16 protein-coding genes are annotated in these 17,029 nt (G+C 68.9%); 9 read left to right on the forward strand and 7 right to left on the reverse strand.

Annotated elements, in window-relative coordinates:
• Positions 1 to 28: 28 nt before the first annotated feature.
• The 7 genes from MFF04_RS20535 to MFF04_RS20565 are packed head-to-tail and all read left to right on the forward strand — an operon-like array spanning position 29 to position 6,451.
• Positions 29 to 1,105 carry a Nit6803 family nitrilase gene (locus MFF04_RS20535; protein ID WP_238278676.1) on the forward strand — a complete coding sequence of 359 codons (1,077 nt, stop codon included), beginning with the start codon at positions 29 to 31 and terminating at the stop codon, positions 1,103 to 1,105.
• The gene (locus MFF04_RS20540; RefSeq protein ID WP_238278709.1) at positions 1,059 to 2,162 is read left to right on the forward strand and encodes an MSMEG_0568 family radical SAM protein; all 1,104 of its coding nucleotides are present in this window, start codon (positions 1,059 to 1,061) and stop codon (positions 2,160 to 2,162) included. The genes MFF04_RS20535 and MFF04_RS20540 overlap by 47 nt, the downstream gene beginning before the upstream one ends.
• Positions 2,159 to 2,704: an MSMEG_0567/Sll0786 family nitrogen starvation N-acetyltransferase gene (locus MFF04_RS20545; protein WP_238278678.1), complete on the forward strand. Its 546-nt coding sequence runs from the start codon at positions 2,159 to 2,161 to the stop codon at positions 2,702 to 2,704. The genes MFF04_RS20540 and MFF04_RS20545 overlap by 4 nt, the downstream gene beginning before the upstream one ends.
• Positions 2,704 to 3,699, forward strand: a complete 996-nt coding sequence (locus tag MFF04_RS20550; protein ID WP_238278680.1) for a sll0787 family AIR synthase-like protein — start codon at positions 2,704 to 2,706, stop codon at positions 3,697 to 3,699. The genes MFF04_RS20545 and MFF04_RS20550 overlap by 1 nt, the downstream gene beginning before the upstream one ends.
• On the forward strand, positions 3,696 to 4,871 hold the full coding sequence (locus MFF04_RS20555) for an MSMEG_0565 family glycosyltransferase (RefSeq protein ID WP_238278682.1): 1,176 nt from the start codon (positions 3,696 to 3,698) through the stop codon (positions 4,869 to 4,871). Before MFF04_RS20550 ends, MFF04_RS20555 begins: the two co-directional genes overlap by 4 nt.
• Positions 4,864 to 5,145 carry an MSMEG_0570 family nitrogen starvation response protein gene (locus MFF04_RS20560; RefSeq protein WP_238278684.1) on the forward strand — a complete coding sequence of 94 codons (282 nt, stop codon included), beginning with the start codon at positions 4,864 to 4,866 and terminating at the stop codon, positions 5,143 to 5,145. The genes MFF04_RS20555 and MFF04_RS20560 overlap by 8 nt, the downstream gene beginning before the upstream one ends.
• Before the next feature lie 37 nt (positions 5,146 to 5,182).
• Positions 5,183 to 6,451, forward strand: coding sequence for an MSMEG_0569 family flavin-dependent oxidoreductase (locus tag MFF04_RS20565; protein WP_238278686.1), 1,269 nt, complete (start codon positions 5,183 to 5,185; stop codon positions 6,449 to 6,451).
• Positions 6,452 to 6,774: 323 nt separating this feature from the next.
• On the opposite strand, the gene MFF04_RS20570 is transcribed toward MFF04_RS20565, so the two are convergent.
• The 7 genes from MFF04_RS20570 to MFF04_RS20600 all read right to left on the reverse strand — a co-directional run bounded on the left by MFF04_RS20570 (position 6,775) and on the right by MFF04_RS20600 (position 14,186).
• Complete coding sequence (locus tag MFF04_RS20570; protein ID WP_238278688.1) at positions 6,775 to 6,993, reverse strand: DoxX family protein; 219 nt, start codon at positions 6,991 to 6,993, stop codon at positions 6,775 to 6,777.
• Between the two features lie 2 nt (positions 6,994 to 6,995).
• Complete coding sequence (locus tag MFF04_RS20575) at positions 6,996 to 8,408, reverse strand: MATE family efflux transporter (protein ID WP_238278712.1); 1,413 nt, start codon at positions 8,406 to 8,408, stop codon at positions 6,996 to 6,998.
• 53 nt (positions 8,409 to 8,461) lie between these two features.
• Positions 8,462 to 8,671: a hypothetical protein gene (locus tag MFF04_RS20580; RefSeq protein ID WP_238278690.1), complete on the reverse strand. Its 210-nt coding sequence runs from the start codon at positions 8,669 to 8,671 to the stop codon at positions 8,462 to 8,464.
• Between the two features lie 170 nt (positions 8,672 to 8,841).
• Entirely contained in the window at positions 8,842 to 9,414 is a 573-nt protein-coding gene (locus MFF04_RS20585; protein WP_238278692.1) for a TetR/AcrR family transcriptional regulator, read from the reverse strand.
• 202 nt (positions 9,415 to 9,616) lie between these two features.
• Positions 9,617 to 9,859 (reverse strand): hypothetical protein, encoded by a 243-nt coding sequence (locus MFF04_RS20590; RefSeq protein WP_204275029.1) that lies wholly within the window; start codon positions 9,857 to 9,859, stop codon positions 9,617 to 9,619.
• 131 nt (positions 9,860 to 9,990) lie between these two features.
• Positions 9,991 to 13,104 (reverse strand): efflux RND transporter permease subunit, encoded by a 3,114-nt coding sequence (locus MFF04_RS20595; protein ID WP_238278694.1) that lies wholly within the window; start codon positions 13,102 to 13,104, stop codon positions 9,991 to 9,993.
• Positions 13,101 to 14,186: an efflux RND transporter periplasmic adaptor subunit gene (locus tag MFF04_RS20600; protein WP_238278697.1), complete on the reverse strand. Its 1,086-nt coding sequence runs from the start codon at positions 14,184 to 14,186 to the stop codon at positions 13,101 to 13,103. The genes MFF04_RS20595 and MFF04_RS20600 overlap by 4 nt, the downstream gene beginning before the upstream one ends.
• 229 nt (positions 14,187 to 14,415) lie before the next feature.
• Between MFF04_RS20600 and MFF04_RS20605 the strand changes: the two genes are divergently transcribed.
• On the forward strand, positions 14,416 to 15,300 hold the full coding sequence (locus MFF04_RS20605; RefSeq protein WP_238278699.1) for a crotonase/enoyl-CoA hydratase family protein: 885 nt from the start codon (positions 14,416 to 14,418) through the stop codon (positions 15,298 to 15,300).
• Between the two features lie 90 nt (positions 15,301 to 15,390).
• The coding region (locus MFF04_RS20610; protein WP_238278701.1) for a hypothetical protein at positions 15,391 to 17,029 on the forward strand (1,639 nt) is incomplete at its 3' end.

The following is a 17,029-nucleotide window of genomic DNA, read 5'->3' on the forward strand; positions in this document are numbered from 1 at the left end:
GGCCGCCGTCACAGCCGGAGGATCATCCATGTCAGAGAACCGGATCGTGCGGGCTGCCGCCGTCCAGATCGCGCCGGACCTCGACCGGCCGGACGGCACCCTGGAGCGCGTGCTCAACGCCATCGACGAGGCTGCCGCCAAGGGCGCGCGCTTCATGGTCTTCCCCGAGACCTTCGTGCCCTACTACCCCTACTTCTCCTTCGTGCTGCCGCCGGCCCTGCAGGGCGCGGAGCACCTGAAGCTCTACGAGCGGGCGCCCACGGTACCAGGCCCGCTGACCCAGGCAGTCGCGGCCGCCGCGCGCCGCCAGGGTGCCGTGATCGTGCTGGGGGTCAACGAGCGCGACCATGGCTCGCTCTACAACACGCAGCTCATCTTCGACGCGGACGGCAGCCTGAAGCTCAAGCGACGCAAGATCACGCCGACCTACCACGAGCGCATGATCTGGGGTCAGGGCGACGGCGCCGGCCTCGACGTGGTGGAGACCGCGGTCGGCCGCGTCGGGGCGCTCGCCTGCTGGGAGCACTACAACCCGCTCGCCCGCTACGCGCTCATGGCGCGTCACGAGGAGATCCACGCGGCCCAGTTCCCGGGCTCGCTCGTCGGCCAGATCTTCGCCGACCAGATGGAGGTGGCGATCCGCCACCACGCGCTGGAGGCGGCCTGCTTCGTGGTCAATGCCACCGGCTGGCTCACGGACGAGCAGGTGGCGCAGGTCTGCCCGGACGAGCGCCTGCGCGGCGCCTGCCGCGGCGGCAACTGCACCGCCATCGTCTCGCCCGAGGGCAAGCACCTCGCCGATCCTCTCGGACCCGGCGAGGGCATCCTGATCGCCGACATGGACCTCGCGCTCGTGACCAAGCGCAAGCGCATGATGGATTCCGTCGGCCACTACGCCCGCCCCGAGCTCCTCAGCCTCCTCCACGACGACCGTCCGGCTTCGTTCGTGCACCAGCCGATCCGTTCCCAGACCGTTTCCCGGAGCCTCGACCATGAGCAGCAGCCCGCTTCCGACGAGCCTTCCCACGCTCCCGCCGGTCGTGGCGGGCTTGATCGGGATGCCGACGGAGCGCCTGATCAACGCGTTGCAGTCCTACGGCGTTAGGCTCGCCGACAGCCGCGCCGGGGCGCCGAGCCGCCGCGGCGGGGCGGGTCCCTCCGACCACAAGGCGATGACCATCGCGGGCCGAACCGTAATGGTGCCGGTCCATACCGAGACCGCCTTCGTGTCGCCGTTCCTGGTGCGCCGCCCGGACGCCAACGGGGTCTCGGTAATCGAGCACGACGGCGTCGTGATCGGGCAAGCTACTTTCCCCGGGAAGCCCCGCTTCTACGCGCTCTCGACCTTCGACGGCGTGCCCTACTCGAAGATCGCCGTGCTGCACGGGCAGGACGTGCTCGCCACCACCGTGCTGCAGACCTGCATCCGCTACGCCAGCCGCACCAAGACCTGCCAGTTCTGCTCCATCGGCCAGTCGCTCGCCGCCGGCCGCACAGTGGCACGCAAGACGCCGGAGCAACTAGCCGAGGTCGCCCGCGCCGCCGTGCTGCTGGACGGCGTCAAGCACATGGTGATGACGACGGGGACGCCGAACGCCACCGACCGGGGCGCCGCCGTGCTCTGCGAGAGCGCCTTCGCCGTGAAGGCGGCCGTGGACCTCCCGATCCAAGCCCAGTGCGAGCCGCCCGACGACGACCGCTGGTTCGAGCGCATGAAGGCATCCGGGGTCGACGCGCTCGGCATGCACTTGGAGGCCGTCACTCCGGAGGTGCGTGCCCGCATCATGCCCGGCAAGGCGAGCGTGCCGCTCGAGCGCTACTACGAGGCCTTCGGGGCGGCCGTGCCGGTCTTCGGTCGCGGCCAGGTCTCGACCTACATTCTGGCCGGGCTCGGCGACGCGCCGGAAGCGATCCTCGGCATGGCCGAGCGCCTGATCGGGATGGGGGTCTACCCGTTCGTGGTGCCCTTCGTGCCGATCTCGGGCACGCCGCTGGAGAGCCACCCGGCGCCCGGCCCGGACTTCATGCACGCCATCCTGAAGCCGCTCGCGGACATGCTGGCCGGCGCGAACCTGCGCTCGACCGACATCAAGGCGGGCTGCGGGCGCTGCGGCGCCTGCTCGGCGCTTTCCACCTACGAGAGCGCGGGGGTGGCGGCATGATGTTCGACCCCGTCCCGCCGTTCCGGCCGAGCCACTTCCGCGTGAAGTTTGCGGTCGCGCCCTGGGAGCGGCGCGCCTGCGCCGCGCTTCGCCGGCGGGTGTTCTGCACCGAGCAGGGTATCTTCGAAGGTGACGACCGCGACGCCATCGATGCGCACGCCATCCCGATCTGCGCCCTGTCGACGCTCGGCGGCGACGCCGACGCCGTCGTCGGCACCGTCCGAATCCACGAGGTGGCCGAGCGGCCCGGCGAGTGGTGGGGCTCGCGCCTCGCCGTCGCCGAGGCCTCCCGCGGCACGGCCGCCCTTGGGGCCGGCCTCATCCAAGTCGCGGTCTCGTCCGCCCATGCGAGGGGTTGCACCCGCTTCCTCGCCCACGTGCAGGAGCAGAACGTGCCGCTGTTCGAGGCCCTGCACTGGGCAAGCCTTGACGCCGTCGACCTGCATGGGCGGCTGCATCACCTGATGCGGGCGGATCTTTCCGCCTACCCGCCGATGCACAACCCCGAGCACGGCCTCGTCACCTTCCGCCGGGCTGCGTGATGACGGCGGTCATCGACATCCAAGCCCTGGCCCGTCAGATCCGGGACGCACGCGGCGTTGCGCATAAGCGCGACATCGACTCGGTGGTCGCTCGCCTCGGGCTGGGCGGCCGGCACGCAAGGGTGCCGGTCGGCGACGACTGCGCGGCCATTCCCGATGGCGACGGCCACCTGCTGCTGGCCATCGAGGGCTTCCTCGACAGCTTCGTCGCCGCCGACCCGTACTTCGCGGGCTATTGCGGGATTATGGTCAACCTCAGCGACGTGGCCGCGATGGGCGGGCGCCCGCTCGCGGTGGTCGATGCCCTGTGGAGCCGGGACGCGGCTGAGGCGGGTCCGATCCTGGCCGGCCTTCGCGACGCCGCGACGCTCTACGGCGTGCCGGTGGTGGGCGGCCACACCAACACGCGCGCGGCTGCCGGCAACCTCGCGGTCGCCGTACTCGGCCGGGCGGGCCGGCGCCTGCTGACGAGCTTCGACGCGGCGCCGGGCGACGACCTCGTCGCGGCGATCGACCTGTGCGGCCGCTTCCGCGAGCCGCACCCGTACTGGGATGCCTCGACCGGCGCGGCGGGGGAGCGCCTGCGCGGCGACCTCGCTCTGCTGCCGGGGCTCGCCGAGGACGGCCTGGCCGAAGCTGCCAAGGACATCAGCATGGCGGGCGTCGTTGGCACGGCCCTGATGCTGCTCGAATGCTCGAACGTCGGCGGCGTCATCGACCTCGACGCGATCCCACGGCCCGAGCACGTCCCGCTCGCGCGCTGGCTGACCGCCTTCCCGAGCTTCGGCTACCTCCTCAGCGTCCGCCCCGACCGCACGCCGGCCGTGTGCGCGCGCTTCGCGGAGCGCAGCATCGCAGCCGCATCCATCGGCCGGCTCGACGCGAGCCGGGTCGTCCGGGTGTGCGATGCCACCGGTGCGGAGGCGGTGGTCTGGGACTTCGTGGCCAGCCCGCTGATCGGATGCGGCCAGGATAGCACGGGGGGCGCATCATGACGGCCCTGCGCATCGCTGTCCTGACCCATTCCACCAACCCGCGCGGCGGCGTCGCCCACTGCCTCGCCCTGGCCGAGGCCCTGTGCGCCCTGGGGCATGAGGCGGTGGTGCACGCGCCGGACCCTGCCGGCCGAGGCTTCTTCCGGGACGCAGCCTGCCCGACCGTGTCGGTCGCCGCTCAGTCCGTCGCGGGTTCCACGGTTGACCTCGTGCGGGCGCGCATCAACGACTATCTGCGTCACTTCTCGACGCCGGCCGCCTGCGAGTTCGACGTCTTCCATGCCCATGATGGCATCGGCGGCAACGCGCTCGCGACCCTCAAGCACCGGCGCCTGATCCCAGGCTTCGTGCGGACGGTCCACCACATCGACAGCTTCTCCGACCCGCGCCTCGCCGAGTGGCAGGACCGTTCCATCCGCGAGGCCGCGCGCCTGCTCTGCGTCAGCCGCGCCTGGGCCGACTGGATCCGGGACGACCTCGGCACCGAGGCCGATGTCGTCGGGAACGGGGTCGACCTCTCGGTCTATGGCGCCGAGCCCTCCGAGGCGGACGCGGCCGTTCGGGAGAGCTGGGGTCTCGGCCCTGGGCCGTTGATCCTTGCCGTCGGCGGCTTCGAGGAGCGCAAGAACACGCTCGGCATCATCGAGGGTTTCGCCCGGCTGCGCTCGCTCTACCCACAAGCGCAGCTCGTCGTCGCGGGCGGTGCTTCGCTTCTTGACCATGCCACCTACCGAGCCCGCTGCCGCGCGGCCCTGGTGGCGCACAGGCTTGCCGTCGGCCCCGGCGGGGCCGTGGTGGAGACGGGTCCCGTCCCGCAAGCCGAGATGCCGGCCCTCTACCGGGCCGCCGACGCACTGGCATTCCCCTCTTGGAATGAGGGGTTCGGGCTCTGCGTGCTGGAGGCGATGGCCTGCGGCACGCCCGCCATCGTGTCCCGGCAGCCGCCCTTCACCGAGTACCTGGCGGCGAGCGACGCCCTCTTCGTCGATCCAGCCGATCCCGGGGCCATCGCGGACGCGATGGCCGACGCCCTGGCGCCGGGCACCCGCGCGCGACTGCAAGCCGCCGCCCCTGCGCGGGTCGCGGCGCACTCCTGGCGGGCCTGCGCGGAGCGCCACCTCGACGCCTACGCGGCCTGTGTCCGCACCCGACAGGAGCCGATCCATGCCTGAGATGCGCTTCCACGTCCGCTGGCCCGACGGCCGGCAAGAGGCCTGCTACTCGCCCTCCCTCGTCGTGAAGGACTATCTCACGCCGGGCCAGAGCTACGCCCTCGACGACTTCGTCGAGAAGTCCCGCACGGCCCTCACCATCGCGAGCGAGCGGGTGCGCGAGAAGTACGGCTTCGCGTGCTCGTCCGCGATGGACCAGCTCGCCCGCATCGAGGCCGCCGCGAAGCGGCATGCCTCCGACGGTCGAGTCACCGTCGAGTCCTTCGAACCCTGACCGCCGCCCCCTTCCGGACCCTCACGGAGCCAGAGCCATGACCTCCACGACGCGTCACGTCCCCGTCGTCATCGTCGGCGGCGGCCAAGCCGGTCTCTCGGTCAGCTACCACCTCAAGCAGCGCGGCATCGAGCACCTCGTCTTCGAGAAGAAGACCGCCGCCCACACTTGGTCGACGCAGCGCTGGGACACGTTCTGCCTCGTCACGCCGAACTGGCAGTGCGACCTACCGGGTCACCGCTACGACGGGCCGGACCCGGACGGGTTCATGAAGAAGGACGAGATCGTCGCCTATCTCAAGGCCTTCGTGGCCAAGGTGAATCCGCCGATCCGCGAGGGCGTAGCGGTCACCCGAGTGGAGCGGCGCGAGGACGGCATCTTCTCGGTCCAGACCTCGGAGGGGGACTACACCGCCAACGAGGTCGTCGTCGCGTCGGGCGGCTACCACACGCCGATCATCCCGCGCATGGCCGAGAAGCTGCCGGGCTCGGTCACGCAGATCCACTCCAACCAGTACCGCAACCCGGACCAGCTGCCCGCGGGCGAGGTGCTGGTGGTGGGCTCGGGCCAGTCGGGCGCGCAGATCGCCGAAGATCTCCACCTCGCCGGCCGCAAGGTGCACCTCGCGGTGGGCGACGCGCCCCGGTGCGCCCGGTTCTACCGCGGCCGCGACGTCGTCACCTGGCTCGCCGACATGGGCTACTACGAGATGACCGTCGACAACCATCCGCTGCGCGACGGCGTCCGCGACAACACCAACCACTACGTGACCGGTCGCGACGGCGGGCGCGACATCGACCTGCGCCGCTTCGCTACCGAGGGCATGCGACTCTATGGCCTGATGGAGGATTACCACGACGGCGCCTTGCGTTTTCGCGACGACCTCAAGCGCTCGCTCGACGGGGCCGACCGGACCTACAACGGCATCAACGCGGCCATCGACAAGTACATCGCCGAGAAGGGCATCGATGCCCCGGTGCAGGAGCACTACACCCCGGTCTGGGAGCCGGGCGAGCCGGTCACAAGCCTTGCCCTCGACGGCTCCGGCATCACCAGCATCGTCTGGTGCATCGGCTTCACGCCGGACTTCCGCTGGCTCGACGCCTCGGTGTTTAACGGTGCGGGCAGCCCCAAGCACAGGCGCGGCGTCACCAATGAGGACGGCGTCTACTTCATCGGCTTGCCGTGGCTGAACACCTGGGGCTCCGGACGTTTCGGGGCGGTCGGCCGTGACGCCGAGCACGTCGTGCAGGTCATCCAGAAGCGCCTCGGCGCCGAGCGGTTCGCCCTGAAGTTCGCGATCTGACACAGCCAACACTTGCGCCTTGAACATCCCGCGACCGGCATCTGTACCCCAAGGCCCGCAAGTCTGATCCGCGGCCGGCACCGCCCCAAGGCTTTGGCAGGGCCGAAGCCGGGTTCGGGCCGGCGGGTGAGCCGCCCGTCTACGCGGCGTTCCAGAGGATCTCCCTGCAGGGCGGGAATCTCGGTGGCGTTTGCGAGAACGAGGCGTTGGACGTGCGCTCCACGGTCACGTACCTCTCGGAGGGGAAGCGCCTCGCCGCCACGAATATGATTGACGATGCCGCCGGCCATCACGACGGCGGGGAAAAGCGCTCCGCACGCGGCCTAGCCCCGAAACAAAAGCGCGGCCGCGCCGAGAAGCTGGGTAACGCCCACGGCGTACATGAACCAGGGTGCGTAGCCGAAACTTTCGGAGTTCGGGACCTCGAACTCGGACGCCGCGAGCTTCTTCCCGGCCGCGCCCACGAAGACCGCCGTAAGCAGGAGCCGGAGCGCACGCTCGCCGAGGCGCCACCCGTTGGGTGGCGTCTTCACAAGCGGCACGGTCAGCGCCTCGCGACCGCACCGGCGGCAGGCGCGAGCGGCAAAGGCGTCAAGGACTGCCGGTCGGCGGGGTCGTGAGGGAACATACGGCCTCGTGCGAAGGCAGCGGCATTGACCAGTCCCATTGTGATGAACCCGGCCGATAAGGCGGCGAAGGTGCCGACGAGGCCGAGCCCGAGGGCCGCCGCAGCCCATGCACCGCCCAGGGCCACACCCATACGCAGGAGGCTGGCTGCGAGCGGCCATCCGACGCGACCCGCGCCCTGGGCGGCGAAGTACAGGGCCAGTCCGGCTCCGAAGAAGCCGTAGAATGGACCCACGACCCGCAAGTAGAGGGAGCCGATGGCAAGCATCGCGGGATCGTGCCCGAAGAGGCCTAGCCAAGCTCCCGGATACACGGCGGACACCAGTCCGATGAGCTCAGTCAGGGCGCCGGCGAAGATGGCCCCGGTCAGGGCTGCCTGACGTGCGCGGGCGCGGTCGCCGGCTCCAAGCGCCGTGCCGACGATGGCGGCGATGGGCGAGCCCAGACCGAAGACCAGGGGCACCAGCAGGTACTCAAGCCGCGCGCTGGTCCCGTACCCGGCCACGGCTGCCGGCCCGGCCGCCCCGACGAAGGCGGTGGAGGCGATGACCGTGACGTTGGAAGTCATGCTCGCGATGCCCGAGAGCACGCCGATGCGAAGGATTTCACGAGAGGGTGCCCAGGTCAGTCTTGGCAGGCGTCGGCCTGGGCGCAGCACGCCTCGCCAGGACCACAGGTATCCCGCGAAGATCGCGGAGCCCACGGCGTAGTAGGCCACGAACGCCACGCCTCCACCCACGATCCCAAGCTTTGGGAGCGGTCCCCAGCCGGAGATCAAGGCGGGTGAGAGCGGGATCAGCACCACAGCCCCGACGCACGTGACCACGGCCGGGAGCGCCATGTTGCCGGTGCCGCGGATCACCGCCGCGAGCGCGTTGAACAACCAGACGAGGACGGCTCCGCCAAGCACGACGTTCGCGTATGCCGTCGCGGCCATCAGCGAACCGCCGGTGCCGCCCATCATCGCGTAGAGGGACGGTCCGAACGGCAAGGCGATGAGGCTCGTCAGCACCCCGAGGCCGATACCCAGAGCCGATGCATGCCATGCCAGTAGACCGGCTTCCTCCCTGCGCCCAGCGCCAAGCGTGCGCGAGACCGCGGATTGGATCCCGCCTCCCATGCCTCCGGCAGAGAACATCTGGACCAGCATTACCACCGGGAAGACGAGGGCCATGCCTGCGAGGGCGTCCGTCCCGAGCGTCGCGACGAAATACGTTTCGATCAGACCAATCGAGGTCTGGACTATCATGACGAGAATGTTCGGCGCCGCCAGCCGTACCAGGGTCGGCATGAGCGGCGCTTCCAGCAGCCGCCGCGTGCGCAGGTCCAGGACGCCCCGATCGGTATCGTCGGAAACATGGGGCCGGACCGATGCGGCCCCCGTCACAGGTCGCTCGCGCGATCCCGAGCCGGGACTGAAGCGAACTTCGCATCGACCTGAAGCGCGTTCACCTTCGCTTCGAGATTCGCCAGACGCCTGTCGAACAGATCGCCTTCCGTAATGGCCAGCGCAGCCTCTACCTCGCGCAGCCTGTCCCAGGCGCGGTGCCACGTCTCAGGCTCGAACAGACTACCGACCGTCATCGTGCCCATTGCCGAAACTCCGAGGTTGGAGTGATCCGCTGGCCATGGCGTCGGGCACCCGAGCCGAGCCTGCCGTCGCCTTGTAGTGAATATAGATTTTACATATAATATATTTTCTCGACAGGCAAGTGTTCCGGGAGACAGGATTGTGTCATCTCCAGCAATGGGGCGGGACCGCATCAGTCCCCTCTACGCACGGGCGGCTCCGACCCACCCCTGACCGACTCCCGAGCCGCCTGGATCAGTTCCTGCGCCACGGAGGGATTGTCGACCGCCCGTGCCAGCACGACCGCGCCGACCAAGGTCGAGAGGTGAGCCAATGACTTCTGCCTCCGGCGCTCCTTCGACGTGCGGGGCATCAGATCGGCGAGGAGTCCGGCGAGGTGCTCGACCCCTTGGGTGAAACGAGACCGCACTAGGCTGCCGGGCGGTTCGCGCGCGACGTCATTGGCCAGGGCGGCCAAGGGGCAGCCTCTGCCTGGGGACATCACGTGCCCGACGGACAAGTAATTCTCGATCAGGGCATCCAGCGTGCCGCGATGTTCCTCGGCCAGCGCGGCCTCGAACGCCTCGACCGCCAGAGCGTCCTTGTTGGCGAACTGGCCGTAGAATCCACCATGGGTCAGACCGGCAGCCGCCATGATGTCCACCACGCCGACACCGTTGAGGCCGCGCTCCCGGAAAAGGGAGGACGCGACCTCGACAACGCGCTCCCGGTTGAGCTTAGCCTGTTCCTGGGAAACCCTCGGCATGTCCCGCTTCCTCGACGTCAATGCCCCCGACATATATGCTTTGCATCATATATATATGAAGGGCGGGCCGACGACCAGTTTAAGATACGAAGATGGTCGGCAGAGGGATCAGCGACGGCCAGCAGATGCCGACCCAGCAAGCCTGATGCGTCCGAAATGACGGCCGGCGCCATCTCCTATGGAGGGGTCGGGCCACGGCGGATCAGATCAGCTTGTACCTCATCAGTTGCAGCACCGCTTCAATCTGCTTGGCGGGGCGCGGCCTCGCCTGGAAGCGAAGGATCTCGACGAGCGACCAGAGCGCGCCGCGGTTCGTCCTCAGCCCCGCGGCGTTCAGGGCATCGGCGAGCATACCCGGTTCGGTTATCCCGTCCGCCCGAAATCGGTCGATCATGATGCAGACGCGGGCAGAATTTTCGAGCTTTCTGTTGACGCGGCTGGACATGGCTTTCTTCTTCGACGTGTTGCTTTCGAGATGGCAACACCGCGCACCGATCCGGTACGGGTGAGCGCGCGGTGTGGCGCTCGATCTCGGGACGTCCCACGGACGGGACGTCGATGGCATTCATGTACGCCTCATGCCCCGGTTGGCGCCGGCGACGTGTCGGCTCCGGCGGCGCTCTTCCTTTCGCGCGGTTCCCGCGCCACCCTGAACCAGAGGGCATAGAGCGCGGGGAGGAACAGCAAGGTCATCAGCGTCCCGACGCCCACGCCGCCGATAAGCACGTAGGCGAGTGCCCCCCAGAACACCGAATGCGTCAGCGGGATGAAGGCGAGCATCGCGGCGGCCGCCGTCAGGATCACAGGGCGGGCCCGGCGAACCGTCGACTCGACGATGGCGTCGTAGTCCCTCAAGCCCGCCGCCTGGTCGTGGTGGATCTCGTCCACGAGGATCAGGGTGTTGCGCATCAGGATGCCCGACAGCGCGATCAGGCCGAGGATCGCGTTGAAGCCGAAGGGCTGGTGGAAGGCGAGCAGCGTCGGGACGGCGCCGACAAGGCCTAGCGGCGCCGTGGCGAACACCATGAACATCGTGGTGAACGAGCGTACCTGCAGCATAATGACCGTCAGCGTCACGATCAGCATGATCGGGAACACCGCAACGAGTGCGTTCATCGCCTTCGCGCTCTCCTCCACCGACCCGGCCGTGTCGATACGGTAGCCCGGCGGCAGTTTCGCCTTGATGGGGTCGAGCAGCGGGTAGACCTGCGCGTGGATGTCCGGCGGCTGGAGGCCGTCGAGCACGTCGCCCTGCACGCGGATGTAGGTCTCGCGGTTGTACCGCTTCAGTACGGCATCCTCGTTCCGGCTCTCCAGATGGGCGACCTGCGAGACCGGGACCTGGCGTCCGTCATGGGTGGTCAGCGTCAAGTCGCCGATGTCGCCGAGCGAGCGGCGCTCGGGACCGGGGCTGCGGAGGACGATGTCTACCGAGCGCAGGTTTTCGCGGACCTGGGTCGCCGGCGTCCCGTTGAGGTAGCTCTGCAACTGCTGGCCGGCCTCCTTGGGCGTCAAACCGATGAGGCGCAGGCGCTCCTGGTCGAGGGCGAGGCGCAGGGTCGGCGTCTTGTTGCCCCAGTCGAGATGCACGAGGCGCATGTTGGGATTGGATGTCATGACGTCGCGCACCTCGGCGGCGATGCCGCGGATGACGTTGAGGTCGGGCCCGACCACGCGGAAGGCGACGGGGAAGCGCACCGGCGGCCCGAACACGATCTGCAGCACGCGCACCCGTGCCTCGGGAAAGCGACCCTCGTCGACGAGCTTGCGGACCTTGACCCGAAGTGCGTCGCGGGCATGCGAGTCGGCGGTTTGCACGACGATCTGCGCGAAGGCAGGGTCGGGAAGCTCCGGGTCGAAGGACAGGACGAAGCGCGGCATCCCCTGGCCGATGTAGCTCGTGATCTCGCGTGCTTCGGACAACTGCCGGACGGCAGCCTCGACCTTCTTCACGCTGGCTTCGGTAGTGGCGAATGCGGAGCCGGTCGGCAGCGTCACCTCGACGATGAGTTCGGGGCGCTCCGAGTTGGGGAAGAACTGCTTCTCGACCTCGCCCATGCCGACGACGGCCGCCGCGAACAGCGCCACGGTGATGCCGGCGGCCATCCACTTGTGATCGACGGAGAGGCGCACGATCCGGCGCAGGCGCTCGTAGTTCCTGGTGGCGTAGATCGCTGCGTGGCCTCCTTCGACGCGTCTGATGTTGGGCAGTAGCTTGACGCCGAGGTACGGCGTGAACGTCACGGCCACGATCCACGAGACGATCAGCGAGAAGGCCACAACCCAGAAGATGTTGCCTGCGTACTCACCCGCGGTAGAGGCCGCGAATCCGACCGGCAGGAAGCCCGCGATGGTGACGATGGTGCCGGTCAGCATAGGCGCTGCGGTCGAGCGCCAGGCATGGGTCGCCGCCTCGATCCGGTCGTAGCCCTCCTCCATGCGCACGACCATCATCTCGATGGCGATGATGGCGTCGTCGACGAGCAGGCCGAGCGAGATGATGAGGGCGCCGAGCGTGATGCGGTCGAAGTCGCGGCCGGTGACCATCATCACGACGAACACGGCCGAGAGGGTCAGCGGCACGGCGAGCGCGACCACGATGCCGACGCGGAAGCCCAGCGCCACGAGGCTGACGAAGATCACCACGCCGAGCGCGGTGAAGAACTTCACCATGAACTCGTGGATGGCGTCGTCGATGACCTTCGCCTGGTCGGTGATCTTGGTGAAGGTGATGCCGGTCGGGAGTTCGTGATGGATCGAGACCTCCTCGGCGTTCAGCGCCGCGCCAAGGGTGAGGCCGTTGTAGCCGGGTTTCATCACGAGGCCGAGCACCAGCGCCGGTTCGCCGTCGTTGCGGATCGCGAAGGTCTTCGGGTCCTCGTAGCCGCGCTTCACCTCGGCGATGTCGCCGAGCTTGAGGCTGCGGTCGCCTGCCGCCACGGGAAGGTTGCGGATCGCGTCGAGACTGTCGATGGTGCCATCGAGGCGCAGGTAGACCCGCGGGCCGTCGGCCTCGACGAAGCCGGCCGGCGTGACGTCGTTCTGGTTGGCGAGCGCGGCCAGGAGCTGCTGGCCGGTGATACCGAGCGTGGCGAGGCGCTGGTAGGAGATCTCGACAAAGATCTTTTGCGCCTGCTCGCCGAGGATGTTGATCTTCTCTACGCCGGGTACGCGCAGCAGGCGCTGGCGCAGGTCCTCGGCGCGCAGCACCAACGCCCGGTGCGGCAGGCCTTGTGCTTGGAGCGCGTAGAGGGCGAAGTAGACGTCCGAGAACTCGTCGTTGAACAGTGGGCCGAGCACGCCGCGCGGCAGGCTGGAAGCTTGGTCGGATAGCTTCTTCCGGGTCTGGTAAAACTCGGACGGCAGCTTGGCCGGTGGCATGTTGTCCTTGAAGAACACCTTCATGAGCATCAGGCCCGGGCGGACGGTCGTCTCGACCCGGTCGTAGTAGACGAGTTCCTGGAGCCGCTTCTCCAGCGGGTCGGCAACCTGCCGCTGGATCTCGTCGGTGGTCGCACCGGGCCATGCGGCCGACACGACCATCGTCTTGACCGCGAAGGTCGGATCCTCGGCACGGCCGAGCTTCTCGAAGGCGAAGAAGCCGGCGCCGACGAGCGCGATCAGTAGGAATAGCGTGACGGCGCGCTCGCGCACCGCCAGGGCCGAGAGGTTGAAGCGGGAGGCGTTCATCGGCCGGCCTCCGCGACGCCGGCGCCGGCTTGGCGGACCTTTTCGCCGGACTTGAGCAGATGGGCGCCGAGCGAGACGATACGGTCGCCGGGGCTCAGGCCGGCGGCGACCTCCGCGCTCTCCTCCGACAGCCGCGACACGGTGACGGGCTGCGCTGCGACGGTCTGCGTGTCGGAGTCGTAGCGCCAGACGGCCGGGCCGCCGCCCTGGTCGAACAGGGCCCCAAGGGGCACCGACACCGATGCCGCCCCCTGGACCTGCACGGGCTTTAACCGAAGGGTGACGGTGGCCCCGAGGGGGGCGGTCTCGCCACCGCCGGAGAGGATGTAGCGGGCGCGATAGGTACGGGTCGCGGGGTCGGCCGTGGCCGACAGCTCCCGAAGCTGGGCCGGGTAAGTCGTCTCGCCCTCGGCATAGAGCGTGGCCGAAGCCGTCCCCTTCGCCAGTTGCCGGTTGCCTTCGGGCAGGAAGACCTCTGCCTCGCGGGCGCCGTTGCGTGCGAGCTTCACCACCGTCTGCCCGGCCGCGACGACCTGGCCCGGCTCGCTCGGCACCTCCATGACGACGCCGTCGGCATCGGCCTGGAGCTCGGAGTAGCCGGCCTGGTTGGCGATCTGGCTCGCCTGGGCCTCGGCGTTGGCGAACTGGGCGATGGCCGCGTCGGCGGCGGCCTTGTTCTGGTCGTAGGTCTGCTTCGAGGTCCATCCGTCGCCGACGAGCTTGCGGCTACGCTCCTCGTCGGCCTTGGCCTTGATCATCTGCGCCCGGGCCGCTTCCACTGAGGAACGGGCCGCGTTGAGGGCCAGGGTGAAGTCCGTCCGGTCGAGGCGCATCAGCGGCTGGCCGAGGCGTACGTGGTCCCCCGGATCCACGAGGCGCTCGAAGATCTTGCCGCCGACCCGGAAGCCGAGGTTGCTCTCGGTGCGGGCCCGGACGACGCCGGTATAGCGCGCGACGGCCCCAGCGGAGGGCGCGACCTCGGCGACCTGCACCAAGGGCGGCTCCAGCGTCACGGCCGTCTGGGCCGGCGAACACGCCGAGACGGCCAAGCCGGTGACTACGATGATGAGTCTCGCATGCATCGCTAGTTCCCCTTGGGCAATCGACGGTTTGATATGACGCCCATAATCTATTATGAGCGTCATCTATCGTCAATGTCCTTCCTACCCGCCAAGTGCAGATCCCAGACGGATCGGTCTTCGCAACCCGCGCGGGGCAGTCGGCGAGGCCAGGGACGACGAGAGGTCCTCCGAGCTCAGGGTGTTGCCGATGTCAGTGCCGGTTTCCCGACCGTCGAGACGGTCCGTCCTCATGTCCTCCCTGGCCGGGGGCTCGGGCCTGATCGCCCAAATCGGGCCGGGCGAAGGATCGCAGGCCACCGAGACTAGGAGCTATGGCAAGGGCCTTCCGCCGCCCGACCAGATGGTCACCGTCGAGCGCCGAGGCGAGGTCTGCCTGATCGGCATCAACAGGCCGCAGGTTCACAACCGGGTCGATCCCGAGGCGTTCAGCGCCCTGGCCAGAGCCTACGCCGCTTACGATGCCGACGACGGACTTCGCGCTGCGGTACTCTTCGGTCACGGAGAGAGCTTCTCGCGCGGGATCGACGTAGACGCCTTCGCCGAGGTTCTGCGGACGGGAAAGGCGCGGGTACCCGATGCGGACGGGATCGATCCATTGGGGCGGCGTGCTTTCCTGAGCAAGCCGCTCGTCGCGGTCGTGCATGGCGACACCTGGAACATGGGCCACGAACTCTTCCTCGTGGCCGATATCCGCATCGCGTCCGCCGAGACGCGCTTCGCGCAGGACGAGAACACCCATGGACGCTTCCCAGGGGGAGGCTCGACGGTGCGGTTTCCGCGCGAGGCCGGCTGGGGCAACGCGATGCGGTACATGCTGACCGGTGATCATTGGGGTGCCGAAGAAGCCCGCCGCATGGGGCTGGTGCAGGGGATCGCCCCAGATCCGCGCGCCGCCTTGGAACTCGGACTGGACGTGGCCGGCAAGATCGCTCGTTGCGGCCCCCTGGGCATCAGGGCCACCTTGGCCTCGGCTCGCATGGCGGTCCGCCAGTCGGAAGGCACGGCGTACTCCCATCTTGGGGAGCAATACCGGGCCCTATATCGCACCGAGGATTTCCTCGAAGGTCGGAAGGCCGAAGCCGAGGGACGGGAGCCGGTCTACCGCGGGCGCTGAGACCGGTCGCGCGCCGCGAAATGCCGATTTTGGTCAAGCGCCGACGGCACGGGCGAGCTTATCGCGATCCTGTTCTCCGCCCATGACGGCGTGCACGGGCGCGAGCTCTGGACGACGGACGGAACCATCGCGGGAACCCATCTCGTAGCCGACACGGACCCCGGCCTGTATTTCGGCCTGCCGAGCAATTTCGTCGGGCTCGGCAACGGGCTCGCCGCCTTCCAGGCCATCACGCCCGCCTCGGGCGTCCTTGCCGGAGGGACCTGGGTGACGGACGGCACCACGGCCGGGACGCGGCCGTTGGTCGTCCCCCTTCAGGATGGCGGGGCGGTGGCGACCCTCGGAAACGGCCAGGCCCTGGCCGTCAACTACGATGCGAGCCACGGTAACGAGCTGTGGCTCCTGGATGCCAATAGCGGGATCTGGTTCCTCGCCGACCTGTTCCCCGGTACGAGGACGAATGCCGGTAGCGTGAGTACGACCGTCAATAGTTCCAATCCTCACAGCTTCATCACGTTGGGCGGAGACCATGTCCTGTTCGTGGCACAGAACAGGTATGCCAGCGACACGCTGTGGTCCTACGATCACGGCACGGTCAGCCTCGTGCGGGACAACTCGTATCAATCGAACGGTACGCTGCGCTTGTCCGAGGTCGACGACCTGACCGCGATCGGCAACGGGCGCGCCTTGTTCGCTTCGGCGAACGCCCCCGGCGCCGTTCAGCTCTGGGTATCGGACGGGACGACGCCGGGAACGGCGCCGATCTTCGATTTCGGCCCCCTCGCGCGCGGCCAGTACGGCACCGACGGTTCGATCGGCAGCATCGTCGCGCTCGGCGACGGGCGTGCCCTCGTCAACGTGACGCTGCTCGGCGTATCCCACCTCTACATCACGGACGGGTCCACGGCCGGAACGTACGTGGTCGCCGACGGGCTTCGCATCACCTCCGGGGCGATGGGTGCCGAGCCCGGAAGCGGCGTCGTGGACCTCGGCGGGGGCCGCTTCATGTTCGCTGGCCGGAGCGATACCGCCGGAGGCGGCCTTTGGGTCACGGACGGCACCTTCTTCGGCACGCATCTCTCCGACGATCCGAGCAACGCGAGCCTGGCTCCGGCCGAGCTCACCCTCGTCAACCTCCTCCCCACCGCGCCCCAGCCGCCGCTCGTCGCGCTCCTGCACGACACCGGTGCCAACGGCACCGACCGGATCACCAGCGACCCGACGCTGGTCGTCACGCCCTCCCGGGCCGGGGACACCTTCCTCTACGCCCTCGACGGGGGCCTGCCGTCCTCGACCGTGCCGGTCCTCGCCCGCGACGGCTCCGCGGACGGCGTGCACACCGTAGCCGTGCAGGAGCGCAACCTCGCCGGCACCCTCTCCTCGCCGACGAGCTTCACCTTCACCCTCGACACCACGGCCGATGCCGGCGCTCCTGCGACCCTCGTCGTGGACGGGACGGGGAACGGGCTGCTCGACCGCTACGAGGCGGGGGCGGTCGCCTTCACCGTGGCGGGGCTCGACGCGGACGCGCAGGCGGTGGCGAGCTTCAGCGACGGCACCCACAGCACCACGGCCGCGGTCGCGGCCGACGGGCGCTTCACCGTCGACCTGTCCGCCTTCAAGGGCACGGTCACGAGCGCGCTGGCGATCAGCGACCTCGCCGGCAACACGGCGAACGTGACGGGCAACGCGGTCACCGTCGACACGCTGGCCTACCAGAGCCTGTTCG

This window comes from Methylobacterium jeotgali, from assembly GCF_022179345.1.
In the GTDB taxonomy this organism is placed as follows: Bacteria; Pseudomonadota; Alphaproteobacteria; order Rhizobiales; family Beijerinckiaceae; genus Methylobacterium; species Methylobacterium jeotgali.

What these genes read in the sequence shown, in the direction of transcription:
- MFF04_RS20535 (WP_238278676.1), top strand. Translation starts at nt 29, where the DNA reads ATGTCAGAGAACCGGATCGTGCGGGCTGCCGCCGTCCAGATCGCGCCG.
- MFF04_RS20540 (WP_238278709.1), top strand. Translation starts at nt 1,059, where the DNA reads ATGCCGACGGAGCGCCTGATCAACGCGTTGCAGTCCTACGGCGTTAGG.
- MFF04_RS20545 (WP_238278678.1), top strand. Translation starts at nt 2,159, where the DNA reads ATGATGTTCGACCCCGTCCCGCCGTTCCGGCCGAGCCACTTCCGCGTG.
- MFF04_RS20550 (WP_238278680.1), top strand. Translation starts at nt 2,704, where the DNA reads ATGACGGCGGTCATCGACATCCAAGCCCTGGCCCGTCAGATCCGGGAC.
- MFF04_RS20555 (WP_238278682.1), top strand. Translation starts at nt 3,696, where the DNA reads ATGACGGCCCTGCGCATCGCTGTCCTGACCCATTCCACCAACCCGCGC.
- MFF04_RS20560 (WP_238278684.1), top strand. Translation starts at nt 4,864, where the DNA reads ATGCCTGAGATGCGCTTCCACGTCCGCTGGCCCGACGGCCGGCAAGAG.
- MFF04_RS20565 (WP_238278686.1), top strand. Translation starts at nt 5,183, where the DNA reads ATGACCTCCACGACGCGTCACGTCCCCGTCGTCATCGTCGGCGGCGGC.
- MFF04_RS20580 (WP_238278690.1), bottom strand. Translation starts at nt 8,671, where the DNA reads ATGGGCACGATGACGGTCGGTAGTCTGTTCGAGCCTGAGACGTGGCAC.
- MFF04_RS20585 (WP_238278692.1), bottom strand. Translation starts at nt 9,414, where the DNA reads ATGCCGAGGGTTTCCCAGGAACAGGCTAAGCTCAACCGGGAGCGCGTT.
- MFF04_RS20590 (WP_204275029.1), bottom strand. Translation starts at nt 9,859, where the DNA reads ATGTCCAGCCGCGTCAACAGAAAGCTCGAAAATTCTGCCCGCGTCTGC.
- MFF04_RS20595 (WP_238278694.1), bottom strand. Translation starts at nt 13,104, where the DNA reads ATGAACGCCTCCCGCTTCAACCTCTCGGCCCTGGCGGTGCGCGAGCGC.
- MFF04_RS20600 (WP_238278697.1), bottom strand. Translation starts at nt 14,186, where the DNA reads ATGCATGCGAGACTCATCATCGTAGTCACCGGCTTGGCCGTCTCGGCG.
- MFF04_RS20605 (WP_238278699.1), top strand. Translation starts at nt 14,416, where the DNA reads ATGTCCTCCCTGGCCGGGGGCTCGGGCCTGATCGCCCAAATCGGGCCG.